The sequence below is a fragment of the Billgrantia pellis genome (genome assembly GCF_008297955.1).
GTDB classification, from domain to species: Bacteria; Pseudomonadota; Gammaproteobacteria; order Pseudomonadales; family Halomonadaceae; genus Halomonas; species Halomonas pellis.
In genome coordinates this window covers 223,216-246,453 of record NZ_VTPY01000001.1, presented here as the reverse complement: position 1 = coordinate 246,453, position 23,238 = coordinate 223,216, and the positions used below count along the sequence as shown (strand labels likewise).

The following is a 23,238-nucleotide window of genomic DNA, read 5'->3' as shown; positions in this document are numbered from 1 at the left end:
TCGCTCAGTTCCCCGCCACGGTGCCGGTGTCATTTTCCAGCGTCTCGCGAACTTCCTCGACGTCGGGTGCCTCCTCCTCAAGCAGCCAGGCATCGGTAATCGCTCGCGCCAGGTGCGCCGCATGCGTGCTGCCGCCGCCAGCGTTCTCGACGATCACGGACACGGCGATCTGCGGGTCCTCCAACGGAGCGAATGCCATGAATAGCGCATGATCCCGCAGCCGCTCGGCGAGCTCCTCGGCGTTGTACTTTTGATCCTGTCCCAAGGAGAAGACCTGGGCGGTGCCGGATTTCCCTCCCATGCGATATTCCAGTCCCACCCCGGTACGCCGGGCAGTACCCTCGCTGCCGCTGAGAACCTTTTCCATGCCCGAGAAGATGCGATCCCACCAGGCATCGTTGGCGATGGTGATATCGTCGGGCGTATCGGGAAGTTCCTGCGGAACCGGCTCGTCGTCGATCCGCCGTGCCAGGCGCGGCTTGACCCACTCTCCACGATTGGCCAGCACCGCCGTGGCGGTCGCGAGCTGCAGCGGCGTAACCTGCCAGTACCCCTGACCGATACCGACCGAAAGCGTCTCGCCCGGGTACCAGGGCTGGTTGAAGCGGCCGCGTTTCCACTCCCTTGAGGGCATCAGCGCAGCACTCTCGCCGAACACGTCGTGACCGACGCGTTGACCGAAACCGAATGCACTCATCTGCGCATGTAGCCGGTCGATGCCCATGTCATGGGCCAGCGAGTAATAGTAGGTGTTGTTGGAGACCGCGATGGAGCGCTCCATGTCGACGCGCCCATGCCCCCAACGCAGCCAGTTGCGGTAGCGGCGGCTATCGTTGGGTAATTGATAGAAGCCTGGATCGTTAATGGTTCGCTCGGGCGTGATGACCCCTTCCGCAAGCCCGGCGAGGGCCAGGAACGGCTTGATCGTCGAGCCCGGCGGATACTGACCCCGAATAGCGCGGTTGAACAACGGCAGGTCGATATCCTCCTGTAGGGCACGGTAGGAGGCGAAGTCGATACCGGTGACGAACCTGTTGCTGTCGAACCCGGGTGCCGACACCATGGCCAGGATCTCGCCGGTCTTGGGTGCGATGGCGACGATGGAGCCGCGGCGGCCGTCGAGTAGCTCGTAGGCCAGCGCCTGCAGTTCCTTGTCGAGCGTCAGTGTCAGATTCCGTCCCGGTATCGGGTCGGTACGCCCCAGTTCGCGCAGAACGCGCCCGCGGGCATTGGTTTCCACCTGGCGCAGGCCTGCCTGGCCATGCAATACGTCCTCGTAGAAGCGCTCGACGCCGGTCTTGCCGATGAAATGGGTACCGGCATAGCGCCCCGGATCGAGGTTCTTGAGTTCCTCGGCATTGATCCGCCCCACATAACCCAGGGCATGCGCCATGATGTCGGCATCGGGATAATAGCGCAGCAGTTGCGCTTCGACTTCGACACCGGGCAGACGATGACGATTGATCGCCAGCCTTGCAATTTGCCTCTCGTCGAGTTCACTCATCAGCAGCGACGGCTGGAACGGCCGCTGCGGCTGGCGGGCCCGGAGGCGAAACCCCTCGGCCTCCTCCTCCGAGAGTTCGAGCAACTCCTCGAGCAAATCGAGGGTCGCGTCGAGATCCTCGACGCGTTCGCGGATCAGGGTCAGGTTGTAGGTGGGTCGATTCTCGGCCAGTAGCACGCCGTTGCGATCGTAGATCAGTCCCCGGGTGGGCGGAAGCGGCTCCACGCGCACGCGATTCTTCTCGGAGCGCGTACTGTAGACCTCATGCTGAACGATCTGCAGGTAGCCGAGGCGCCCCACCAGCAGTCCGGTCAGGAGCAGGACGATCAACGCCGCCAGCAGCGCCCGCATACGAAAGATACGCAGTTCTTGCTCAGGATTCTTGAGGGTGTCACGGCGATCTCGCATGCCGGCAATGATCTCGCTGGTTCTTGTGTAGCCGCCACTCAGCGGTGATAGGGGTGCCCCACCAGCAGTGTCCAGGCGCGATAAAGCTGCTCGGCCAGGATCACCCGCACCAGCGGGTGCGGCAGGGTAAGAGGCGATAGCGACCAGCGCCTGTCGGCGCTGGCCGAGAGCTGGGGACAGAGGCCATCGGGGCCGCCAATCAGAAGGGCCACATCACGCCCCGCAAGCCGCCACTCCTCGGCTTCCCGAGCCAGGCGCCGGGTGCTCCAGGCCTGCCCTTCGACTTCCAATGCCACCGTGATCTCGTCACCGCGGAGACGTTCCCGGATACGCTGCGCCTCGAGAGCCACGGCACGTGCGACATCCGCATTCTTGCCGCGCTGTCCGGGAGCGATCTCTTCGACCTCCAGGGAAAAATCGCGCGGTAGCCGCTTGCGGTACTCTTCGACTCCTTCGCTCACCCAGCCGGGCATGCGCGTACCGACCGCCATCAGGCGGACCTTCATGCGCCGCTATGCCCTTGCTGCAGCTCGCTGTCGCTGGGCAGGTCGGCCCACAGCCGCTCAAGATCGTAGAGTTGGCGCGTCTCGGGAAGCATGACATGTACCACGATATCGCCGAGATCCACCAACACCCAGTCGGAGCCCGATTGCCCCTCCACCCCCAGCGGCTGGATGTCGTTGGCCTTGGCTTTCTCGATGACACTGTCGGCAAGAGCGGTCACGTGCCGAGTGGATGTGCCGCTGGCCACAACCATCAGGTCGGTCACGCTGGTCAACCGGGATACGTCGAGCAGAGCCACGTCCTTGGCCTTGAGATCCTCCAGAGCGTCCACCACCAGAGTCTTGAGCGAATCGTTGTGCATAGCCCCTCGTCAACGGGAAGTCTTGGTCGCTGCCATTGTAGCGCCTCACGGCGGTAGCGTCGCGCCTGCCGGCGCCAAACATGCCTAGCTGCGCCGATACAGTGAATCGGCAAGAAGACGTGCCTCCACCGCTTCGGGCAGGAGGTATCGAACGCTGCTCCCTTCCGCCAGCCGACGCCGCACCTCCGTGGCCGAAATCGCCATCCGGGTGGGCAGAGCGAGGCGTAGCAAGCTCCCGGCGGGCCGCCGCCACAACATGTCGCCGCTATCGACCTCGCGCCCTGCAATGAGTTCACCCAGCGGCGGCGACAGCGGGGCGTCGAAATCGGGGCGGTCGATGACCACCAGATGTGCCAGTTCGAAGAGTCGCGTCGGCGAATGCCAATCGGCCAGGCGTAGAAAGGCGTCGTGCCCCAGCGCCATGACCAGGCGTGCCTCGGGGCCATACTCATGGCGCAGATCCGTCAGGGTGTCGGCGCTGTAGGACGGTCCGTCGCGCTCGAGTTCGCGCGGATCGGCAACCAGCCCCGGCGTGTCGCCAATCCCGAGGCGTAGCAGCGCGAGACGTTCCCGGGGCGACACACGAGGCTGCCCACGCAGGGGCGGAGCCTTGGCGGGCACCATGTGCACGCGATCGAGCCCCAAGGCCTCGCGCAGTTCCACGGCGCTGCGCAGATGACCGAGATGCACCGGATCGAAGGTGCCGCCGAGCATGGCGATGCGCGGCGGCCGGTTCGGCGCTGGCGAGCCGCGTCCGGGCGCTTCGCTCACTGCCGAACCTGACCATCGCCCAGCACGATGTACTTGCGCGTGGTCAGCCCCTCGAGCCCCACCGGGCCGCGAGCGTGAAGCTTGTCGGTGGAAATGCCTATCTCCGCGCCCAGGCCGTACTCGAAACCGTCGGCGAAGCGTGTCGAGGCATTGACCATCACCGAGCTGGAGTCGACCTCGGCCATGAAGCGCCGCGCCAGCCCGTAGTGCTCGGTGACGATGGCATCGGTGTGGTGCGAACCATAGCGCTCGATGTGCTCGATGGCCGCCTCGATGCCATCGACCACGCGAATCGCCAGAATCGGCGCCAGGTATTCGGCATGCCAGTCCTCCTCGGTGGCGGCGGCGATACCGCCTAGGATGGCTTGGGTACGCTCGCAGCCGCGCAGCGCGACGCCATGCTCGGCATAGGCCGCGGCCAGCTTCGGCAGCAAGGTGTCGGCAACCGGCGCATCGAGCAACAGCGTTTCCATGGTGTTGCAGGTGCCGTAGCGCTGGGTCTTGGCATTGACCGCAATGGCCAGTGCCTTGTCGAAGTCGGCCGTGGCATCGACATAGACATGACATACGCCATCGAGGTGTTTGATCACCGGCACGCGCGCCTCGCGGGATATCCGCTCTATCAGCGACTTGCCGCCGCGCGGAATGATCACGTCGACATACTCCGGCATGGAGATCAGGTGACCCACGGCAGCTCGATCGGTGGTGGCCACCACCTGCACCGCCGCGCCGGGCAGGCCGGCCTCCAGCAGTCCCTCGCGAATGCACGTGGCGATCGCAGCGTTGGCGTCGCGCGCCTCGGAGCCGCCGCGCAGAATGCAGGCATTGCCGGACTTGAGGCAGAGGCTGGCGGCCTCGAGGGTCACATTGGGCCGCGATTCGTAGACGATGCCGATCACGCCCAGCGGCACTCGCATCTGGCCCACCTGGATGCCGCTGGGGCGTGACCGCAAGCCATCGATTTCGCCGACGGGGTCGGGCAGCCCCGCGACTTGATGCAGCCCCTCGATCATGGCGTCGAAGCGGGCTTCGTCGAGTGCCAGGCGATCCAGCAAGGCAGTATCGAGGCCAGTCTCGCGACCGCGAACGAGGTCGGCGGCATTGGCGGCCAACACCTCGTCCCGGCGACGCGCCAGGTGATCGGCCATGGCCAGCAGGGCGCGGTTCTTGTCGGAAGTACTGGCACGCCGCATTTGCGTGGCGGCGGCGCGGGCCGCCTGACCCAGCGTGGTCATGTAGGCGGCGACGTCGCCGATGTCATGCGCATCGGCGCGTTCGGTACGGGAGGCGTTAGCGATCATGCGGAACGAGAGTCTCCTGGACTGAGCGCCACATGGCGCTGCGAACGTTATACTGGCGCGACACCGCGTCGAACCCTCATAGTAAGGCACCATGCAGAGCAAGTACAAAGTCAGGCTGATGCGCCTGAACCTATGGGCCGCGGCGGCGCTGCTGGCCCTGCTGGCCTATCTCTCGGAGCCGCTCTCCAGCGCGCTGCTGCTGGGGCTGGCCAGCGCCTGGCTGGCGCTCACCGCGGCCCTGCTGGAGTTCAGTCATCGGCGCCCCGCCACGGTGCCCTGGCAAATATTACCGAGCCTGCTGCTGGCAGGGCTGCTCTGGGTGGATCCGGAGCGCCACGCCCTCTGGCTATGGGCCTGGCCGGCGCTGCTGATGCTGCCCCAGCCTGGCTGGATCCTCACCCTTTCCTGCGTACTGGCCGGCATCACCTGGTGGTCACTGGCGGACTTGCTCGGCATCGAGCAGACGCTCTTCTCGGGCCTTGTGCTGCTGTCGTTGATGCTGCTCGGCCTGGCTCGCAATCGGCACTTGTTGCCGGCCCGTGCGGCGGCACGTCAACGTGTACGCCTAATCCCCGGTCTGCCGCTGTGGAGCGCCCAGCGGCTCGCGATCGACTTGCGCCGAGAACGCGCCCGCTGTCGCCGTGAGGGCGTGTATGGCGAACTGATGCTGCTGCGCGCGCCGCGCCATCAGTTCTGGACGCTGGCCCAGGACCTGTGTCGCCTGACCCATCAGTTCGAGAACTGCTACCGCCTCGACCACCGCACCCTGGCGGTACTGCTGCTCAGCCGCGACGTTCACCAGGCGCAGAAACGCCGTCGCGCTCTGCTCAAGGGATTGCGCCCCAGCGCCAAGGTACGCTTCACCGCGCTGAATGCGGTCGGGGCGCTCGGCGAGTTGTTGAAGCGATTCGAGCGTCAATCCAGCGATTTCGAAATCGAAGCGGAGAGTGCGCATGGATGACAGCCGCGACCGCGCGATGCGCTTCATCGTTGCCTACGCCATCGCTGCCCTGCTGTTGGGTGGCTATGCGGCCTGGCACTATCTGATGGGCGAGTACGATCGTATCCTGCCGCCCGCCGCTCTGGCCCTGGTCATGTTGGTGGCCTGCCTGTTGCGCCTATCGAGCGCCAGCCAGGCCCGCCTGTCGTCCTATCTGGCTCTGATCGCAGGCTACCTGATGCTGGCGCTGGAGCTGCCTCGTCTGGACGAATCGGGCATCATGTGGCTCGGACTGCCGCCATTGCTGACCGTCCTGTTGCTGCCGCTGGCCTCAGCCATGCTGCTCAACCTGCTGTTGGCCCCCGTGTGGCTGGTACTGCTTGGCGAGACCACGGTGGACAGTCACCTGACGATCAGCTATCTGGCCATGACGCTGGTGGCCGCCCTGATACCCTGGGAGCAAAAACGCCAGCGAGCGCTGCTCAACGCCACCGACCCCCGCGATCCGCACTGCAACGCGCTGGTCCGTGAAGCGCTGCATGAATTGCTGGCCAGCGAATACCAGCGCACACAGAAGCTGGACCAGCCGCTTGCCGTACTGGTGCTCCACCTGCCGCAGTTGGAAATGGCCAGCGAACAGTTCGGGAGCCGGGCACGCCAAGCCTTGCTCGACGCTCTCTGCCAATCGGTCAGCCGTTGCTCGAGGCGCCACGATTTCCTCGGCCGGCAGAGTCCGGCCACCTTCTGGCTGGTGCTGCCGGACACCAGCGAGAGCGGAGCCCAGATGGTGCAGCAGCGCATCGGCCAGACCGTCGAGACGACAGTGCTCGTCGATACCGGCCCGCTACGCGTGCCCAGCGCGCTATGCCAACGCCTGGCGGGCGAGAGCTGGCCGCGCTTCGAGCAGCGCCTGCTGGCCCTGACCCGGCAGCTCAGCGAACCCTGACGGCACGCTGCATATACAAGGAGTCGATGCTTGAGCCCTACCGAGTTTCTTCAGCAGCTCGCCCCCACGCCCGAGACGCTGTTGCTGCTCATCGCTGCCATCGCCCTGGTCGAATCGCTGGCACTGATCGGTTTGCTGCTGCCCGGTGTGGTGCTGATCACGGCAGTCGCTTCCCTCGCCGGCCACCAGGATATGGCGCTGACCGGTTTGCTCCTGGCGGCATTCGTCGGCGCCGTGCTGGGCGATGGCATCAGCTTCGCCCTGGGCTATACCCAGCGAGAGCGAGTGAGCCGGATATGGCCGCTCTCGCGTCACCCCGAATGGCTGGCCCGTGGCGCCCGATTCTTTCAGCGGTACGGCGGCCTGTCGGTTTTCCTCGGCCGCTTCGTCGGTCCCGTGCGGCCGATCGTGCCTCTGACGGCGGGAATGCTGCACATGGCGCCACGCTCCTTCCTGTGGGCGAACCTGATATCGGCCGCGCTATGGGCGCCCGCCTATGTGCTGCCCGGCTACTTGCTGGGCCAGACCTGGCAGCAGCTGCTCGACGTTCCCTCCGGGCTCGAGGAACTGCTCGTGGTGCTGGCGTTGTTGATCGTAGCGTTGATCGTGGCTTTCTCCTGGCTACGCTATCAGGTCAGCCGCAGCGGACGTATCTATCGCCTGCTGGCCCGAAGCGCGCGCCAGCGCCCCCTGCTCCGGCGGCTATGGTTGAACCAGAGCTGGCGCGGTCAGGGGGAAGTGCCTCTGGCGAGCTGGTTGCTGTTGATTTTCTCGCTGGGCGGCCTCTCGGGGCTGACCATCGCAGTGATTCGGCAGGATGGCCCCTTTCCCATCGATCTGCATGTGTATGCCCTGTTCACGGCGCTCATCGTGCCGTTGCTGCCTGAAGCCGGCCAACTGCTGGCCAAGGTCGGCGACCTCGCCGGCATCCTTGCCCTGGTCCTGCCCTGGGGCGCATGGCTCCTGGCTCGAGGTCATTTAGCCGCCTTCGTCCATATCGCCACCGGGCTCGGGGCCATCGCCGTGCTCAATATCCTGGGCAAGGCTCTCATCGCGCGCCCTCGCCCCGACACGCCGGACTATCTGCTCGGCTCATTGGCCTATCCCAGTGCCCACGCCTCATCGGCGGTGGTGGTGTATGGCCTCGCAGCAGCCTTCATCGCGAGCGAACTCCCCCAGCAGAGACGAGTCTGGGCTTACTGGCTGGCCATCGCCTTGATTCTTCCCATGGCGCTGTCGCGTCTGGTCATCGGCGTGCATTGGCTCACCGACCTCATCGGCGGCGGCCTGCTCGGGCTGGTGGTCTGTGCCCTCGTGCGTCTGGCCTGGCAAAGCAAGCCGCGCACGCCGCTCTCCCCCTGCCCTTGGCGGTTATTGAGCGTCACCTCGCTGACACTGCTGAGTGCCCGCGTGATCTGGCTGCCGCCGATCTAGCCGTGTCGACTCCGATCAGCCAAAGGCCAGCCAGACGCCAACGCCGAGCATCAGCGAGCCGGCAAGGCGGTTGAGCAACCGCACGTTGTCGCTCTCGCCCAGCAGACGGCGCAGGCCTCGCCCGCCGGCGGCATACAGCAGAAGGCATGCGAATTCGATGGAGAGGATCACCGCGATCAGCATTGCGAGCTGACCGCTCAGAGGCTGCGCGGGGTCGAGGAAGGGCGGCAACAACGCAACGAAGAATGCCCACCCCTTGGGATTGGCCACGGCGGTGACGAACCCTTGCAGCGCCAGTTGACCGCGCGACGCCGGCGCCAGCTCCATACGCTCAAGCGGGATCGCCATGCGTCCACGTGAACGCCACATCATCACGCCCAGATAGGCCAGGTAGGCGCCGCCCACCCACTTGAACAGGGCGAAGAGCTCGGGCTGGCGCAACATCAGCGTGGCCACGCCGGCACCGGCGGCAGCGGCCACCAAGCCCACCCCGACCAACTCACCCGCCATCATCCACAAGGTACGACGTACGCCTTGCGTCATGCCCAGCACCATGGACAACGTCATGCACATACCGGGCGTCAGCGAGACGAACAGGAATGTCGGCACGAAGACCGACATCAGCGATAGCTTGATCATGCGGGTTGGCCTCGTTCGTGTCCGCCGAGCCTGCCAGGATGCGATGAGAGAGGTATGACACCTTTTGCGAGCATCGCCGCCCTCACTCCCCCCAACGCGGCAAGAGCCGGTGCTCGATGGTGAGCTGATTGAGAATGCGCGCCACAATGAAGTCGATGAGGTCGTTCACCGTCGCCGGCCGATGATAGAAGCCCGGCGCCGCCGGCAGGATCACCGCTCCCATACGGGTCAGCGCAAGCATATGCTCGAGATGGATCGCCGATAGCGGCGTCTCGCGTGGCACCAGGATCAGCTGGCGCCGCTCCTTGAGCGCCACGTCGGCGGCTCGTTCGATCAAGTTGTTACTGGCCCCTGTCGCAACCGCCGAGAGTGTGCCGGTACTGCAGGGGCAGATCACCATGGACGATGGCGCCCCGGACCCGGATGCCACCGGTGCCATCCAGTCCTCGCGCCCGAAACAGCGGATCTGCCCGGCGCGCGCACCGCAGCGCTCCGCCAGCGCCACGGCCAGCCGCTCGGGACGGGCCGGCAAGGCGGCATCGGTCTCGGTGTCGATCACCAGATGGGCGGCCTTCGAGATCATCACCCATACCGCATGGTCAGCAGCCACCAGCGCCTCGATCAGACGCAGCCCGTATTGAGCACCGGAGGCGCCGGTGATCGCCACCGTAACCGGCGGCTGGAAGACCGTCTCGCCCATCGGCCCGGAACTCGCCTCAGCCATGCGCCACCTCTAGCGCGGCGAGCAATTTTGCATGTATGCCGCCAAAGCCGCCGTTGGACATGATCACGATGCGGTCAAGGGGGCGCGCCTCGGCCACCAGCGCCGCCACCAGGGCGCCGATGTCCTGCTCGAGCCTGGCCGGTACCGGGCTCGCCTCGAGCACCGGATCGAGCGACCAGTCGAGCCCCGGCGGCTGGTACCAGAATGCCGTATCGGCGGCGCTCACGCTCGACGCGAGCCTGTCGCGCAGCGTGCCTAGGCGCATGGTGTTGGAGCGCGGCTCGATGACCGCCAGCAGCCGGCCGCGTGGCGTGGCGGCGCGCAGCCCCTCCAGGGTGGCGGCAATTGCGGTGGGATGATGAGCGAAATCGTCGATCACCTGAATGCCGGCCACCTCGCCGCGCAGCTCCTGGCGTCGCCGCGGCGTCTCGAAGCGGGACGCTGACGCACAGCCACGCGCCAGGTCGACTCCACAGGCATGCGCCGCCGCCAGCGCGGCCAGCGCGTTGCGCGCGTTGTAGGCTCCTGTCAGGCTCCAGTCGACCACAGCGTCTTCGTTTACCTCGCCCCGCTGATGAATGACCCGGAAACGTGAGGCGTCGTCGCGCTCGAGTTCGATGCGCCACGGGCTCGCCGCCTCGCTGCCGAAGCGCTCCACCGGCGTCCAGCTACCCATGGCCAGCACCCGCTCGAGGGCCGGCTCGGCATCGGCGACCAACAACCGCCCCCGGCCCGGCACGGTGCGCACCAGATGATGAAATTGCCGCTCGATGGCCGCCAGGTTATCAAAGATATCGGCATGGTCGAATTCGAGATTGCCCAGCACCGCGATCTCAGGGCGGTAATGGACGAACTTGGAGCGCTTGTCGAAGAATGCCGTGTCGTACTCGTCGGCCTCGATCACGAACGGCGACCCAGGCGCACCGAGACGCGCCGAAACGCCGAAATTGCGCGGCACGCCCCCGATCAAAAAGCCCGGTGCCCGACCCGCCGACTCCAGCAGCCAGGCAGTGAGGCTCGCCGTGGTGGTCTTGCCGTGGGTGCCCGCCACGGCGATGACCCGCCTGCCCGGCAGAACATGCTCGGCCAGCCACTGGGGGCCGGAAACATAGGGCAGCCCCATGTCGAGCACCGCCTCTACCTCCGGATTGCCGCGCGATAGGGCATTACCCACCACTACCAGATCGGGGCGCGACGACAGATTGTCGGCACGGTAGCCATCGCACAAGTCGATACCGGCCTCCGCGAGCTGGGTGCTCATCGGCGGATAGACACCCGTATCCGACCCGGTGACGGTGTGCCCCAGGTCTCGCGCCAGCAGCGCCAGGCTGCCCATGAAAGTGCCGCAGATGCCGAGAATGTGAAGGTGCATGAAATTTCGACCCTTTCACCAGGTAATGCAGGCGTTTGCCGCCCGCCGCCGAGAAAGCGGCAGACTAGCACGGCCCGGTGGCGGCCCTCCAGCGGCGTGCAGGCTCGCCGCCTTTCGGCTAAAATATTTCGCCTTGTCGTGAAGTTTGAAACGGAACCTTCCCCCGCACGAGACCAGGAGCACGCAAGCCCCATGGCCCAGCATAACGCCTTCTACGCCCAGTCTGGCGGTGTCACCGCCGTGATCAATGCCAGCGCCTGCGGCGTGATCGAAGCCTGCCGTCAACACGCCGATCATATCGGCAAGGTCTATGCCGGACACAACGGCATCATCGGTGCCCTGACCGAGGACCTGATCGACGTCAGCCAGGAATCGGACGAGGCCATCGCCGCCCTGCGCCATACTCCCGGTGGCGCCTTCGGTTCGTGCCGCTACAAGCTCAAGGACATCGAGAGCCACCGCGCCCAGTACGAGCGCTTGATCGAGGTCTTCAAGGCCCACGACATCCGCTACTTTTTCTATAATGGCGGCGGCGATAGTGCCGACACCTGCCTCAAGGTTTCCCAGCTCTCCGAGAAGATGGGCTATCCCCTGACCGCCATCCATGTGCCCAAGACCGTCGACAACGACCTGCCGATCACCGACAACTCGCCGGGCTTCGGCAGCGTCGCCAAGTACATCGCCACCTCCACCCTCGAGGCCTCGTTGGATATCGCCTCCATGTGTGCCACCTCGACCAAGGTGTTCGTGCTCGAGGTGATGGGTCGCCATGCCGGCTGGATCGCCGCCGCGGGCGCCTTGGCCGGAAGCGGCGAAGGCGAACCGCCTCATCTGGTGATCTTTCCCGAGGTACCGTTCGAGCGGACCAAGGTCATGGCGCGCGTCGAGGAGTGCGTGGAGCGCTACGGCTACTGCGTGATCGTGGTTTCCGAAGGCGCCCGCTACGAAGACGGCACCTTCCTCGCCGACTCGGGCAATACCGACGCCTTCGGCCACCGCCAGTTGGGTGGCGTGGCGCCGACATTGGCCGGCATGGTCAAGCAGGACCTCGGTTACAAGTACCACTGGGCGGTGGCCGACTACCTGCAGCGAGCCGCACGTCATCTGGCATCACGCACCGATGTGGAACAGGCCTATGCCGTCGGCCAGCACGCCGTGGAACTGGCCGTTGCCGGCCAGAACGCCATGATGCCGGCCATCAGGCGCGTCAGCGACACGCCCTACGAATGGCGTATCGAGCCCGCGCCGCTGGCCGAGGTGGCCAACCGCGAGAAATTCATGCCCCGCGACTACATCCGCGAGGACGGTTTCGGCATTACCGATGCCTGCCGCCGCTACCTCGCCCCGCTGATCCAAGGCGAAGAGTTTCCGCCTTTCGAGAATGGACTGCCCCGGGTTGCCCGCCTGAAGCTGACCAAGGTCGAACGCAAGCTGCCGGATTTCAAGATCTGACGCACTGCGCGATTGAACGAGAAGCCCGGCCATGGCCGGGCTTCTCGTTTGCAAGGACGCCCGTTCTCATCTCAACAGCCAGGAAAGCACGAGCAACAACAGGAGAATGGCTGCCACGCCCTGCCAGAAGTTGGCCGGTTCGCGCAGCAGGCGCCGAGGATCACGGCGTACGGCAGCGGGGCGGCTATCCTGGCGCAGTGCGTAGAGCAACTCCGTCATGCGTCGGAAACGCAGCGAACGCTGAGGATCGAGCGCACGCCGCAAGGTATCGTCTAGCTGCGGTGAGACTTCGGGATTGAACAGGCGTGCACTGCGATAGCTCAGTCGTTCGAGGTCGGTGTGGCTACGCAGGCGATCCGGTGTCAGCTCGTAGGGCAGCTCGCCAGTCACCAGCCAGTAGATGGTCGACGCCAGCGAATATTGATCGCTGCGCCGCCCGACGCTGTCGTCCAGCGCGTATTCCGGGGCGCTGTGCTCGGAAAGCCCGGTCTGACGTGCCAGTTCACGCGATCGGCGATGTCCTTCCAGATCACGCATGCCACAGGCGCTGAAGTCGGTCAGCACCACCTGGCCGTGCAGGTCGATCAGGATGTTGTCGGGGTGGATGCGCTGATGCAGCAGATCGCGATGGTGCAGCGCCTGTACCGCCTTGCCCAGTTGGGCGGCAATGTCCAGCCGCTGGGCCAGGCTGGCCTGGGGATGGCGACGGGCCCACTCGGTCAGCGTGACGCCCTCGACGTAGGCCATCAGGTAATAAAGGTAACGGCGCGGACGCGAAGGCTCCATGACGCGGGCGACGAATGGCGACTTGACTCGCTCCACCACCCATTGCTGCAGCAGGAAATGCTCCATATAGGCGTTGCGATGGGATAGTTCGGGGCTTGGCGCCTTCATTACCATCTCACGCTCACTGTGCGTGTCGCGCACCCGATAGACCCTCGATTGCGCGGTGCGCGAAAGCACCTCCTGCACCTCCAGCCCATCGATTCGCTCCCCTGGCGACAGCTCGGGCGGAATCGGTAGGTCGCCGTAGATGCGGCCCGGGTGATCGCGCTCCTCTTCCGGCAATTGGTCGATGCGAACCAGCTGGAAGCAGAACTGGTCGGCGCCGTAGCCTCGCTCCTGCGCCCGCTCACGGGCCGCCGCGGCGAGCCGCTCGCAGGCCGCGTCGAGATCGCTGGCGTCCTGGCGAATCAATCGCACGTAATCGGAGGGCATCAACGTGCCGCGCACCGCCTGGGTGGTGAACAAGAAGATATCGCCCTGTTTCAGCGGCAGACACAAGTAATCGATATCGATACTGCCATCCAGGCCCAGTGCACGTGACGGGTAGCGATAGCCACCCAGGTCGGTGATATGATCGCGCGAGAGTTGCTCGAATTCCGCACCGCGCAGGCGGAACACCAGGGTATCGCCCATGTGGAACAAATGCGCTTCGCGACCGCGATAGACCATGGCGGAGAGCGATGCCACGTAGCTACCGTTCTCGACGAAGGTGCTCTGGCTGTAGCACCAGCCGTTGAGGGCGCGCAGCACTCGCGTCGCGGAGGTCTTGACGTCCCAGTGATCGGGAGTCGAGAAATAGTCGGCCAGAAAACCGCGCACACTGAGATCGCCGGCCTGCTTGGCGATGGCATTGCGCGAGCTGGTATCGCTGATCAGCGCACAGGCGCCCTTGGCGGCGAGCTGCCCCGGTTCCTCGGCCACGCGAACCGACATGGAGCTGCGATGGTTGCAACGATCCGGCGCCACGAAGGCCTGGCCGACACTCAACGACAGTCGGTTGGATGGCAAGACACGCTCCTTAATGATTTCGCCGCTGATCACCCACTCGCTCCGGTTGGCTGGTCGAACACTCTGGCGTCGGCCATCATACACGGTTGTCGGACACGCCACCTGTCAACCAAAGCCAAAACCGCGTCGACGGTTGCACCAGCCTCGGCGCCCGTCACCTATGTCGCATTGGTAAACATCCGACCGGCTCCGTATAATTCGGCGCATTTTGCGGTGATTCCACTTTTGGCCAACGAAGGAAGCGACGATGAATTTCGACCATATCCCCGCCGGCAAGGACCTTCCCAACGACGTCTACGTCGCCATCGAGATCCCCGCCAATCACGCACCGATCAAGTACGAGATCGACAAGGACATGGGGGCGCTACTGGTAGATCGCTTCATGGCCACCCCGATGTTCTATCCGGCCAACTACGGTTTCATTCCGCACACCTTGGCCGATGATGGCGATCCGCTCGACGCGCTGGTGGTCACACCCTATCCGGTCCAGCCCGGTAGCGTCATCCGTGCCCGCCCGGTCGGTATCCTGAACATGACCGACGAGGCCGGCGAGGATGCCAAGCTGGTTTGCGTGCCCCATGCCAAGCTGACCACGCTCTACGACGAGGTACAGGAAGTGACCGATCTGCCGGAGCTGCTGCGTCAGCAGATCGCCCACTTCTTCGAGAACTACAAGGATCTCGAGAAGGGCAAGTGGGTCAAGGTGGAATCCTGGGAGGGCGTCGAAGCCGCCCGCAAGGCCATCGAAAAAGCCGTGTCCGCCTACGACAAAGCCTGAGATCCCGCCGCGGGCCGCTTCATGCGGTCCGCCCCCCAACAACGCCCAAGGCCAGGCTGGTCATGCGACAAAGCGGCGCAGCCCTGCCCACGCCTGCCGGTTCACCCCTCCCTGCACCTGAGGTACGCTAGCACAAACCCGGGTGTCGCCTACCCCACTCGGAACCCGGGACGTCGCAGCCGGTCCATCGGGAGGCGCTCTCGCTCGTCAGAGGGATGACTGCATTGACCCACCTCCGCTTCGCCCGTCGACTGCTGCTCGCCCTGCTGCTGTGGCTGCCCATGGCGGCCCAGGCCCAGTGGTTCTCCTCTTCGAACCAGCCGGACACGTTTCTGCCGGTGCACGAAGCCTTCCAGCCCAGCGCCTGGCACGATGGCGAGACGCTCTACGTCGGCTTCGAGAACGCCGAGGGGTACTACCTCTACCGCCACCAATTCAATGTCCAGAGTCACGACGGAGGCGTCGAACTGGGCGACCCCATCCTGCCCGAAGGCCATTTCAAGCGCGACGAGTTTCTCGGTGACGTCTATGTCTTCTACGATCGCGTGGTCTTCGAGACACCGCTCGTCAAGGGCGCCGAGGGACCGCTCGACGTATCGGTCCGTTTCCAAGGCTGCGCCGATGCCGGGCTCTGCTACCCGCCGGAGCAAGTAGCGCTCCAGGCTCCCGAGGGGGCGGCACCGACGGCCTTCTCCGACGAGCCGAATGGGCAGAGCGAAGACACGGAAGCGGGTTCGGCGCTGGCCGCCTCCGGTATCGCCTCCTCGGCCCCGCAGAGCGAAGACGGCCGCTTCAGTAGACTGATCGACGAGGCCAGTCTTCCGCTGGCGCTGGGCCTGTTCTTCCTCGCCGGATTGGGGTTGACCTTCACCCCCTGCGTTCTGCCGATGGTGCCGATCCTGTCCTCGATCATCGTCGGCCAGAACCCGACTCGACCGCGCGCCTTCGCCCTCTCGACCAGTTACGTTGCCGGCATGGCGCTGACGTATGCGCTGACCGGCGTCCTGATGGGTCTGTTCGGCGCGGGGCTGAACCTGCAGGCGCACCTGCAGGCGCCGCCGGTGCTGATCGCCTTCGCCCTGCTCTTCGTTCTGTTCGCGCTGGTCATGTTCGGCGCCTTCAACCTGCGTCTGTCGCCGCGCCTGGCCGCACACGTCGACACCTGGCAGGCTCGTGCCCAGCGCAGCGGTCCGTTCGGCCTGGCCGGTGCCGGGGCGCTCTCGGTACTGGTCGTCTCGCCGTGCGTGTCGGCCCCGCTGGCGGGCGCCCTGGTGTTTATCTCTTCCACCGGCGACGCTCTGATGGGCGGCGCCGCGCTGCTCGCCCTGGGAATCGGCATGGGAGTGCCGCTGCTGCTGGTCGGCACCTTCGGCGCTACCGCCCTGCCGCGTTCCGGTGCCTGGATGAATGGCGTCAAGATCGCCTTCGGCATCCTGCTGCTCGGCGTGGCGGTATGGCTGGTCGAGCGCTTGCTACCTCCTTCCGTGAGCCTGTTGCTGTGGGCGGCGCTGACGATCGGCAGCGCCCTGACCCTGGATGCACTGTCGTTCAACCTGGGCCAGGGCTGGCCCCGGCTACGCCAGGCTGTCGGCCTGATGCTGCTGACCTGGGGCATCACCCTGGTCATCGGGGCTGCGATGGGCGGCAGCGATCCGTTGCGCCCCCTGGCTCCCGGCCTGACCCGCTCGGTAGCCCCCGAGGCCAGCGAGATCACCACCGTCGCCAACCTCGAGGCACTACGTGCCGCACTGCGTGAAGCCGATGGGCAACGCCCCACCTTCGTCCATTTCACCGCCGAGTGGTGCGTCTCGTGCAAGCAACTGGAGCGCCAGGTCTATCCCGCCCCCCAGGTGGCCGAGCCATTGCAGCGCTTCGCACGCATCAATGTCGACGTCACGCGCACCGACGCCGCCACTCGTGAGCTGCTCGATCACTTCGGCCTGTTCGGTCCGCCGAGCCTGCTATTCTTCAGCGGTGAAGAGGAGATCCGTGAGGCTCGCATCCAGGGCGAGGTCGGTGCTACCGAGTTCGCCGACCATCTGCATCGCCTGCTCGACTGGTTCGAGACCGAAGCGCCAAGCGAGGCGGACATCGCCACGCTGGCCCGCTCCTGACCGGCTCGAACACCGTTCTCGACCGGCTGGACATCCCCCGGGTTTTTAGGCACACTCCGCCAACAACGCCTATCAAGGCCGATAGCGTCGGCAATGTTCGTCATCTTGCCGTGATCTATCTGAAGTTGGTCCGGGTTGACAGCGCCCGGACCATCGCCCTCTACCCACCGATCGAGACGTAACATGGATATCCGCAAGGTCAAGAAACTGATCGAGCTGCTCGAAGAATCCAATATCAGCGAAATCGAGATTCAGGAAGGCGAAGAATCGGTGCGCATCAGCCGGCATCCCAACGGAGTGAGCTGGCCACAAGCCCCCATGCCCCAATATGCCACGCCACCGCCTGCCCCGAGCCAGCCGGCGCCGGCCTCGGCCGCTGAGCCCGAGGAGGCCCCGTCAAGCTTCCAGGGCCATGCACTGACCTCGCCCATGGTCGGTACCTTCTACCGTAGCCCGGCGCCCGGCTCGAAGCCCTTCGTCGAAGTGGGACAGAGCGTCAAGAAGGGCGAGACGGTGTGCATCGTCGAAGCGATGAAGATGATGAACCAGATCGAGGCCGACCGTGATGGCGTGATCGAGGCGATACTGGTCGAGGACGGCGAGCCGGTCGAATTCGACCAGCCGATGCTCATCATCACCTGATCTTTCACCCGACACTGGCGGACTCCCTATGCTGGACAAGGTTCTCATCGCCAATCGCGGCGAGATCGCCCTGCGAATCCTGCGCGCCTGCAAGGAACTGGGCATCAAGACCGTCGCGGTTCACTCCAAGGCCGACCGTGAGCTGATGCACGTGCGCCTGGCCGACGAGGCCGTATGCATCGGACCGGCGCCCTCGGCCCAGTCCTACCTCAATATCCCCGCGCTGATCAGCGCAGCGGAAGTCACCGATTCCAGTGCCATTCATCCTGGCTATGGCTTTCTTTCGGAGAATGCCAACTTCGCCGAGCAGGTGGAACGCTCCGGCTTCGTCTTCATTGGCCCACGTGCTGAAACCATTCGTCTGATGGGCGACAAGGTCAGCGCCATCGAAGCGATGAAAAAGGCCGGCGTACCCACCGTGCCCGGCTCGGATGGCCCTCTCGGGGATGACGAGAACGAGAACATCGCCATCGCCCGGCGCATCGGCTATCCGGTCATCATCAAGGCCGCTGCCGGCGGTGGCGGCCGCGGCATGCGTGTGGTGCATACCGAGGGGCATCTGCTGTCGGCGATCAACGTGACCCGGACCGAGGCGCACGCTTCCTTCGGTGACGGTACGGTGTACATGGAGAAGTTCCTGGAGCGCCCGCGCCACGTCGAAGTTCAGGTGCTGGCAGACGGTCAGGGCAATGCCATTCATCTCTACGATCGCGACTGCTCGCTGCAGCGGCGCCACCAGAAGGTGTTGGAAGAGGCACCGGCTCCGGGCATCGATCCGGAAGCCCGGGCCAAGGTGCTCGAAGCGTGTCGCGAAGCCTGTATCGAGATCGACTACCGCGGTGCCGGTACCTTCGAGTTTCTCTACGAAGACGGTCAGTACTTCTTCATCGAGATGAACACCCGCGTTCAGGTGGAGCATCCCGTCACTGAAATGGTCACCGGCGTGGATATCGTACGCGAGCAGCTGCGTATCGCTTCGGGCTTGCCCCTGGCGCTTCGCCAGGAGGACATCAAGCTCAACGGCCATGCTTTCGAGTGCCGCATCAACGCCGAGGATTCACGCACCTTCATGCCCTCTCCCGGCAAGGTCACCCTCTACCACCCGCCAGGCGGTCTCGGCGTACGCATGGACTCGCACCTCTACACCGGCTATACGGTACCGCCCCACTACGACTCGCTGATCGGCAAGCTGATCACTTGGGGCGACAGCCGTGACATTGCGCTGACGCGCATGCGCAACGGCCTCGACGAGCTGCTGGTGGAAGGCATCAAGACCAACACCGACCTGCACAAGGATCTGGTTCGTGACGGGCACTTCCAGCAGGGCGGGGTCAACATTCACTACCTGGAGAAAAAGCTCGGCTCCTGAGCCGAGTTTCGCTCCCGGCGGGGTGGCCACGGCCACCCCGTCTGCGTTCGCACGGAGGTTTCCATGCCCTGGCTGCAACTCACGGCACGCATCATCCCCGAGCAGGCCGAGCTGCTTGAGGAGCTGCTGCTGGCCGAAGGCGCCACCGCCATCACGCTACAGGACGCCCACGATGATCCGGTATTCGAGCCCGAGCGAGGCACCACGCCGCTATGGAACGAAACGATCCTGACCGGCCTGTATGACGACCTGGAAGGACTGGAGGGCATGCTCGAGCGCCTGGCGGCGGCCTGGGCCGAAACGCTGCCGGGCGAGCCGTGCCCCGAGATCCAGCACGAGCTGCTTGCCGATCGCGACTGGGAGCGCGAGTGGATGGAGGACTTTCAGCCGCTGCGCATGGGCCAGCGTCTGTGGATCGTGCCCAGTTGGCACCGCCCACCCGAGCCCGACGCGATCAACCTGCACCTGGACCCGGGACTGGCCTTCGGCACCGGCACCCACCCCACCACGGCGCTGTGCCTCGAATGGCTCGATGCTCTGGCCTTGACGGATGGGCTGACCGGCTGCGAAGTCCTCGACGTCGGCTGTGGCTCGGGCATTCTTGCTATTGCCGCTCTGAAACTGGGAGCGAGCCACGCCACCGGCACCGACATCGATCCCCAGGCGCTACAGGCCAGCCGCGACAACGCCGAACGCAACGGGATCGACGAGAGCGCCTTCACGCTCTGCTATCCCGAGCAGCTCGAGGCCGGGCATGTCTTCCCCGTCGTGGTGGCCAACATTCTCGCGGGTCCGCTGATCGAGCTGGCCTCGATGATCGCCGGCCACGTGGCGCCGGGCGGCCACCTGGCGCTCTCCGGCATTCTCGAGCGTCAGGCCGATGAGGTGCTGGAGGCCTACCGCGCCCTGGGCATGATCATGGACGAGCCCGAGACGCGCGAGGGCTGGGTCCGGCTCAGCGGCCGTCGTCCGCCTGCCTGAACCACGCCAATGGATACCTTCACCCCACTGCCATGGGGGCGTATGATATGCAGCCCCGAACCCACTAGTCCGCCCTATGCCCGATAGCCGCCCGCTGCCACAGATCGGCCGTCACCGCCTGCCCAACCGGGTCATCCTGGCCCCCATGGCCGGCGTCACCGATCGCCCCTTTCGCCAGCTCTGCCGACGGTTGGGCGCAGGCCTGGTGGTGGGCGAAATGGTGACGTCGGACCCCGCGCTATGGCATACGCGCAAATCGCGCCAGCGCATGGATCACCGGGGCGAGCCCGGCCCACGGTCGGTGCAGATCGCTGGCGGGGATGCTGCCATGCTGGCCGAGGCGGCCCGGCTCAACGTCGCACAGGGCGCCGAGATCATCGATATCAACATGGGGTGTCCGGCCAAGAAGGTCTGCAACAAGGCCGCCGGATCGGCGCTATTGCGTGACGAATCGCTGGTGGCAGACATTCTCGAAGCGGTAGTGGCCGCCGTGGGGGTTCCCGTCACGCTCAAGATCCGCACCGGCTGGTGTGCGCAGAGCAACAATGGCGTGCGGGTGGCCCGACTCGCCGAGTTGGCCGGTATCCAGGCTCTGGCGGTGCATGGCCGCCACCGGCAGCAGCGCTACTCCGGCGAGGCCGAGTACGACACTATCGCTGCCATCAAGCAGGCGGTGAATATCCCGGTCTTTGCCAACGGCGACATCGATTCGCCGCAGAAGGCCGCCCGGGTTCTGGACTATACTGGTGCGGATGCGGTGATGATCGGCCGCGGCGCCCAAGGCAATCCCTGGATTTTTCGCGAGATCGACCACTATCTGCGCCACGGCAGGCCCTGCTCCCCACCCAATGCCAGTGAACGAGCCGACGTGCTGCAGGGTCACCTGCACGAACTCCATGCGTTCTACGGCGCCTACATGGGGGTGCGAATCGCACGCAAGCATCTCGGCTGGTATCTCGCTTCCGACAGCCGTTTCGATGCTGGCCGACAGCGCGAGCTTAGGGCAGCCTTCAACGCCTTGGAACGACCGGACGATCAATATCACTTCATCGACGATCTTTTCCGCCCCGGGAGCGATGTTCCCTCGCCGTGGGCAACCAATGGAAACAGTGCCGCATGAACCGAGAAGTCTTCAACCCGAATGCCGACCTGTCGGGTCTCGACAGCGGACCCTGCAGCGAAATGTCGGACCTCGGCGGGGCTGAGCCACTGCCCGGCGTCACGCCTTCCAGCCTGGCGGAGCAGCCGTTGCGTGCCGCTGTGGATGCCGCCATGCGACGCTATTTCGCCCACCTCGACGGGGGTACCGTGACCGACCTCTACGCCATGGTGATGGCCGAGGTCGAGGCGCCGCTGCTGACCGCCGTCATGGACCATACCCAGGGCAATCAGACCCGAGCCGCCGAGATCCTGGGCCTCAACCGAGGCACGCTGCGCAAGAAGCTGAAGCAGCACGACCTGATCTAACGCAGCCCACCGATGCGTCATGCGCATCGGTCACCCTTTCCTTTCAACTTCGATACAGAGTGGCTCCCCACCATGGCCGACACTTCCGCTCCCCAACCGGTTCGCCGCACCCTGATCAGCGTTTCCGACAAGTCAGGTGTCGTGGACTTCGCCCGCAGCCTCCAGGCTCGGGGAATCGAACTGCTCTCCACCGGCGGTACCTTCCGGCTATTGCAGGAAAACGGTATCGACGTGACGGAAGTCTCCGAGCACACCGGTTTTCCCGAAATCATGGATGGCCGGGTCAAGACGCTGCATCCCAAGATTCATGGCGGCATTCTCGGCCGTCGCGGTCAGGACGACGACGTCATGATCGCGCATGGTATTGCTCCGATCGACATGGTGGTGGTCAATCTTTATCCCTTCGCCCAGACCGTGGCTCGCCCGGATTGCACGCTCGAGAACGCCATCGAGAACATCGATATCGGCGGCCCGACCATGGTACGCGCCTGCGCCAAGAATCATGCGTACACCACCATCGTGGTCAGTGCCGGCGACTACGCGCGGGTGGTGGCCGACCTCGATGCGCACAATGGCGCCGTCAGTGCCGAGACCCGCTTCGACCTGGCAGTGAAGGCCTTCGAGCACACCGCAGGCTATGACGCCGCCATCGCCGACTACTTGGGCAGCCAAGTCTCCGGCGGCGAGGACGGCTTCCCGCGCACCTACAACGTGCAGTTCGTCAAGAAGCAGGCCATGCGCTACGGCGAGAACCCACACCAGAGCGCAGCCTTCTACGTCGAGGCCGACGCCCGCGAGGCCAGTGTCGCCACTGCGCGCCAGCTGCAGGGCAAGGACCTGTCGTTCAACAACGTGGCCGATACCGATGCCGCCTTCGAATGCGTCAAGAGCTTCACCGAAACGGCCTGCGTGATCGTCAAGCACGCCAACCCCTGTGGCGTGGCGGTCGGCGCCACGCCTCGTGAAGCTTACGACAAAGCCTTTGCCACGGATCCCACCAGCGCCTTCGGCGGCATCATCGCCTTCAATGTTCCGCTTGACGCCGACACCGCCCGCGCCATCCTCGACCGCCAGTTCGTCGAGGTGATCATCGCCCCCGGCGTCGAGGAAAAGGCCGCCGCCATCGTCGCCGGGAAGCAGAACGTGCGCCTGCTAGACGTCGGCGACAATTGGCCCGGCGAGCGCGAGCACGCCCACGACTTCAAGCGCATCACCGGCGGATTGCTGGTGCAGGACCGCGATCTGGGCACGGTCGGCCGCAATGAGCTCACCGTGGTCACCGAGCGCGTTCCCAGCGAACAGGAACTGCGCGACCTGGCTTTCGCCTGGAAGGTAGCCAAGTACGTCAAGTCCAACGCCATCGTCTACGCCAAGGACGGCCAGACCATCGGCGTCGGTGCCGGCCAGATGAGCCGCGTCTACTCGGCGAAGATCGCCGGGATCAAGGCGGCGGACGAAGGACTCGAAGTACCCGGCTCGGTCATGGCCAGCGATGCCTTCTTCCCCTTCCGCGACGGTATCGACGCTGCGGCGGCGGCCGGTATCACCGCAGTGATCCAGCCCGGCGGCTCGATGCGCGACCAGGAAGTGATCGATGCCGCCAACGAGGCGGGAATCGCCATGGTGTTCACCGGCATGCGCCATTTTAGGCATTGAAGACGCTGATACCAACAACCCCATTGGCTGGAGCCGATGGGGTTTTCGTGTCTTACGGCTTACCGCGTATGGCGTAAAGCG

Annotated in this window: 21 protein-coding genes; 12 read left to right on the top strand and 9 right to left on the bottom strand. The window is 65.1% G+C overall.

The window, feature by feature from the left end; translation table 11 throughout:
* Positions 1-4 precede the first annotated feature (4 nt).
* The 5 genes from mrdA to F0A17_RS01190 all read right to left on the bottom strand — a co-directional run bounded on the left by mrdA (position 5) and on the right by F0A17_RS01190 (position 4,849).
* Positions 5-1,912 carry a penicillin-binding protein 2 gene (gene mrdA / locus F0A17_RS01210; RefSeq protein WP_149326515.1) on the bottom strand — a complete coding sequence of 636 codons (1,908 nt, stop codon included), beginning with the start codon at positions 1,910-1,912 and terminating at the stop codon, positions 5-7.
* Between the two features lie 38 nt (positions 1,913-1,950).
* Entirely contained in the window at positions 1,951-2,418 is a 468-nt protein-coding gene (rlmH, locus tag F0A17_RS01205; RefSeq protein ID WP_149326514.1) for a 23S rRNA (pseudouridine(1915)-N(3))-methyltransferase RlmH, read from the bottom strand.
* Complete coding sequence (gene rsfS, locus F0A17_RS01200; protein WP_149326513.1) at positions 2,415-2,777, bottom strand: ribosome silencing factor; 363 nt, start codon at positions 2,775-2,777, stop codon at positions 2,415-2,417. The genes rlmH and rsfS overlap by 4 nt, the downstream gene beginning before the upstream one ends.
* 84 nt (positions 2,778-2,861) lie before the next feature.
* Positions 2,862-3,491, bottom strand: coding sequence for a nicotinate-nucleotide adenylyltransferase (gene nadD / locus F0A17_RS01195; protein WP_149326954.1), 630 nt, complete (start codon positions 3,489-3,491; stop codon positions 2,862-2,864).
* A 53-nt stretch (positions 3,492-3,544) separates the two neighbouring features.
* The gene (locus F0A17_RS01190; protein WP_149326512.1) at positions 3,545-4,849 is read right to left on the bottom strand and encodes a glutamate-5-semialdehyde dehydrogenase; all 1,305 of its coding nucleotides are present in this window, start codon (positions 4,847-4,849) and stop codon (positions 3,545-3,547) included.
* Between the two features lie 91 nt (positions 4,850-4,940).
* On the opposite strand from F0A17_RS01190, the gene F0A17_RS01185 reads away from it, so the two are divergent.
* From F0A17_RS01185 to F0A17_RS01175, 3 genes are read left to right on the top strand one after another with little or no spacing between them, the layout of a single operon-like run.
* Positions 4,941-5,810 carry a hypothetical protein gene (locus F0A17_RS01185; RefSeq protein WP_149326511.1) on the top strand — a complete coding sequence of 290 codons (870 nt, stop codon included), beginning with the start codon at positions 4,941-4,943 and terminating at the stop codon, positions 5,808-5,810.
* Positions 5,803-6,735: a diguanylate cyclase domain-containing protein gene (locus F0A17_RS01180; protein WP_149326510.1), complete on the top strand. Its 933-nt coding sequence runs from the start codon at positions 5,803-5,805 to the stop codon at positions 6,733-6,735. The genes F0A17_RS01185 and F0A17_RS01180 overlap by 8 nt, the downstream gene beginning before the upstream one ends.
* Positions 6,736-6,765: 30 nt before the next feature.
* Positions 6,766-8,169: a bifunctional DedA family/phosphatase PAP2 family protein gene (locus F0A17_RS01175; RefSeq protein WP_149326509.1), complete on the top strand. Its 1,404-nt coding sequence runs from the start codon at positions 6,766-6,768 to the stop codon at positions 8,167-8,169.
* A gap of 15 nt (positions 8,170-8,184) precedes the next feature.
* Here F0A17_RS01175 and F0A17_RS01170 read toward each other — a convergent pair whose 3' ends face one another.
* The 3 genes from F0A17_RS01170 to mpl form a co-directional block, all read right to left on the bottom strand.
* Positions 8,185-8,808: a LysE family translocator gene (locus F0A17_RS01170; RefSeq protein WP_187774585.1), complete on the bottom strand. Its 624-nt coding sequence runs from the start codon at positions 8,806-8,808 to the stop codon at positions 8,185-8,187.
* 82 nt (positions 8,809-8,890) lie between these two features.
* Complete coding sequence (locus F0A17_RS01165; RefSeq protein ID WP_323849399.1) at positions 8,891-9,532, bottom strand: flavin prenyltransferase UbiX; 642 nt, start codon at positions 9,530-9,532, stop codon at positions 8,891-8,893.
* The gene (gene mpl / locus F0A17_RS01160) at positions 9,525-10,904 is read right to left on the bottom strand and encodes a UDP-N-acetylmuramate:L-alanyl-gamma-D-glutamyl-meso-diaminopimelate ligase (protein WP_149326508.1); all 1,380 of its coding nucleotides are present in this window, start codon (positions 10,902-10,904) and stop codon (positions 9,525-9,527) included. Before mpl ends, F0A17_RS01165 begins: the two co-directional genes overlap by 8 nt.
* A gap of 192 nt (positions 10,905-11,096) precedes the next feature.
* On the opposite strand from mpl, the gene F0A17_RS01155 reads away from it, so the two are divergent.
* A complete protein-coding gene (locus F0A17_RS01155; RefSeq protein WP_149326507.1) occupies positions 11,097-12,356 on the top strand; it encodes a 6-phosphofructokinase in 1,260 nt (419 codons plus the stop codon).
* A 66-nt stretch (positions 12,357-12,422) separates the two neighbouring features.
* On the opposite strand, the gene F0A17_RS01150 is transcribed toward F0A17_RS01155, so the two are convergent.
* Positions 12,423-14,075, bottom strand: coding sequence for a protein kinase domain-containing protein (locus tag F0A17_RS01150; RefSeq protein WP_422670313.1), 1,653 nt, complete (start codon positions 14,073-14,075; stop codon positions 12,423-12,425).
* 322 nt (positions 14,076-14,397) lie between these two features.
* Here F0A17_RS01150 and ppa point away from each other — a divergent pair, with 322 nt between their 5' ends.
* From ppa to purH, 8 genes are all read left to right on the top strand, one after another.
* Positions 14,398-14,928 (top strand): inorganic diphosphatase, encoded by a 531-nt coding sequence (ppa, locus tag F0A17_RS01145; protein ID WP_149326505.1) that lies wholly within the window; start codon positions 14,398-14,400, stop codon positions 14,926-14,928.
* A gap of 281 nt (positions 14,929-15,209) precedes the next feature.
* A complete protein-coding gene (gene dsbD / locus F0A17_RS01140) occupies positions 15,210-17,042 on the top strand; it encodes a protein-disulfide reductase DsbD (protein ID WP_422670312.1) in 1,833 nt (610 codons plus the stop codon).
* Between the two features lie 183 nt (positions 17,043-17,225).
* Complete coding sequence (gene accB, locus F0A17_RS01135; protein ID WP_149326503.1) at positions 17,226-17,684, top strand: acetyl-CoA carboxylase biotin carboxyl carrier protein; 459 nt, start codon at positions 17,226-17,228, stop codon at positions 17,682-17,684.
* Between the two features lie 28 nt (positions 17,685-17,712).
* Positions 17,713-19,053 (top strand): acetyl-CoA carboxylase biotin carboxylase subunit, encoded by a 1,341-nt coding sequence (gene accC / locus F0A17_RS01130; protein WP_149326502.1) that lies wholly within the window; start codon positions 17,713-17,715, stop codon positions 19,051-19,053.
* A gap of 63 nt (positions 19,054-19,116) precedes the next feature.
* Positions 19,117-20,034 (top strand): 50S ribosomal protein L11 methyltransferase, encoded by a 918-nt coding sequence (gene prmA / locus F0A17_RS01125; protein WP_149326501.1) that lies wholly within the window; start codon positions 19,117-19,119, stop codon positions 20,032-20,034.
* A 76-nt stretch (positions 20,035-20,110) separates the two neighbouring features.
* Entirely contained in the window at positions 20,111-21,154 is a 1,044-nt protein-coding gene (dusB, locus tag F0A17_RS01120; protein WP_149326500.1) for a tRNA dihydrouridine synthase DusB, read from the top strand.
* A 62-nt stretch (positions 21,155-21,216) separates the two neighbouring features.
* On the top strand, positions 21,217-21,501 hold the full coding sequence (fis, locus tag F0A17_RS01115) for a DNA-binding transcriptional regulator Fis (RefSeq protein WP_149326951.1): 285 nt from the start codon (positions 21,217-21,219) through the stop codon (positions 21,499-21,501).
* Positions 21,502-21,573: 72 nt separating this feature from the next.
* Positions 21,574-23,157: a bifunctional phosphoribosylaminoimidazolecarboxamide formyltransferase/IMP cyclohydrolase gene (gene purH, locus F0A17_RS01110; protein ID WP_149326499.1), complete on the top strand. Its 1,584-nt coding sequence runs from the start codon at positions 21,574-21,576 to the stop codon at positions 23,155-23,157.
* Positions 23,158-23,238 lie beyond the last annotated feature (81 nt).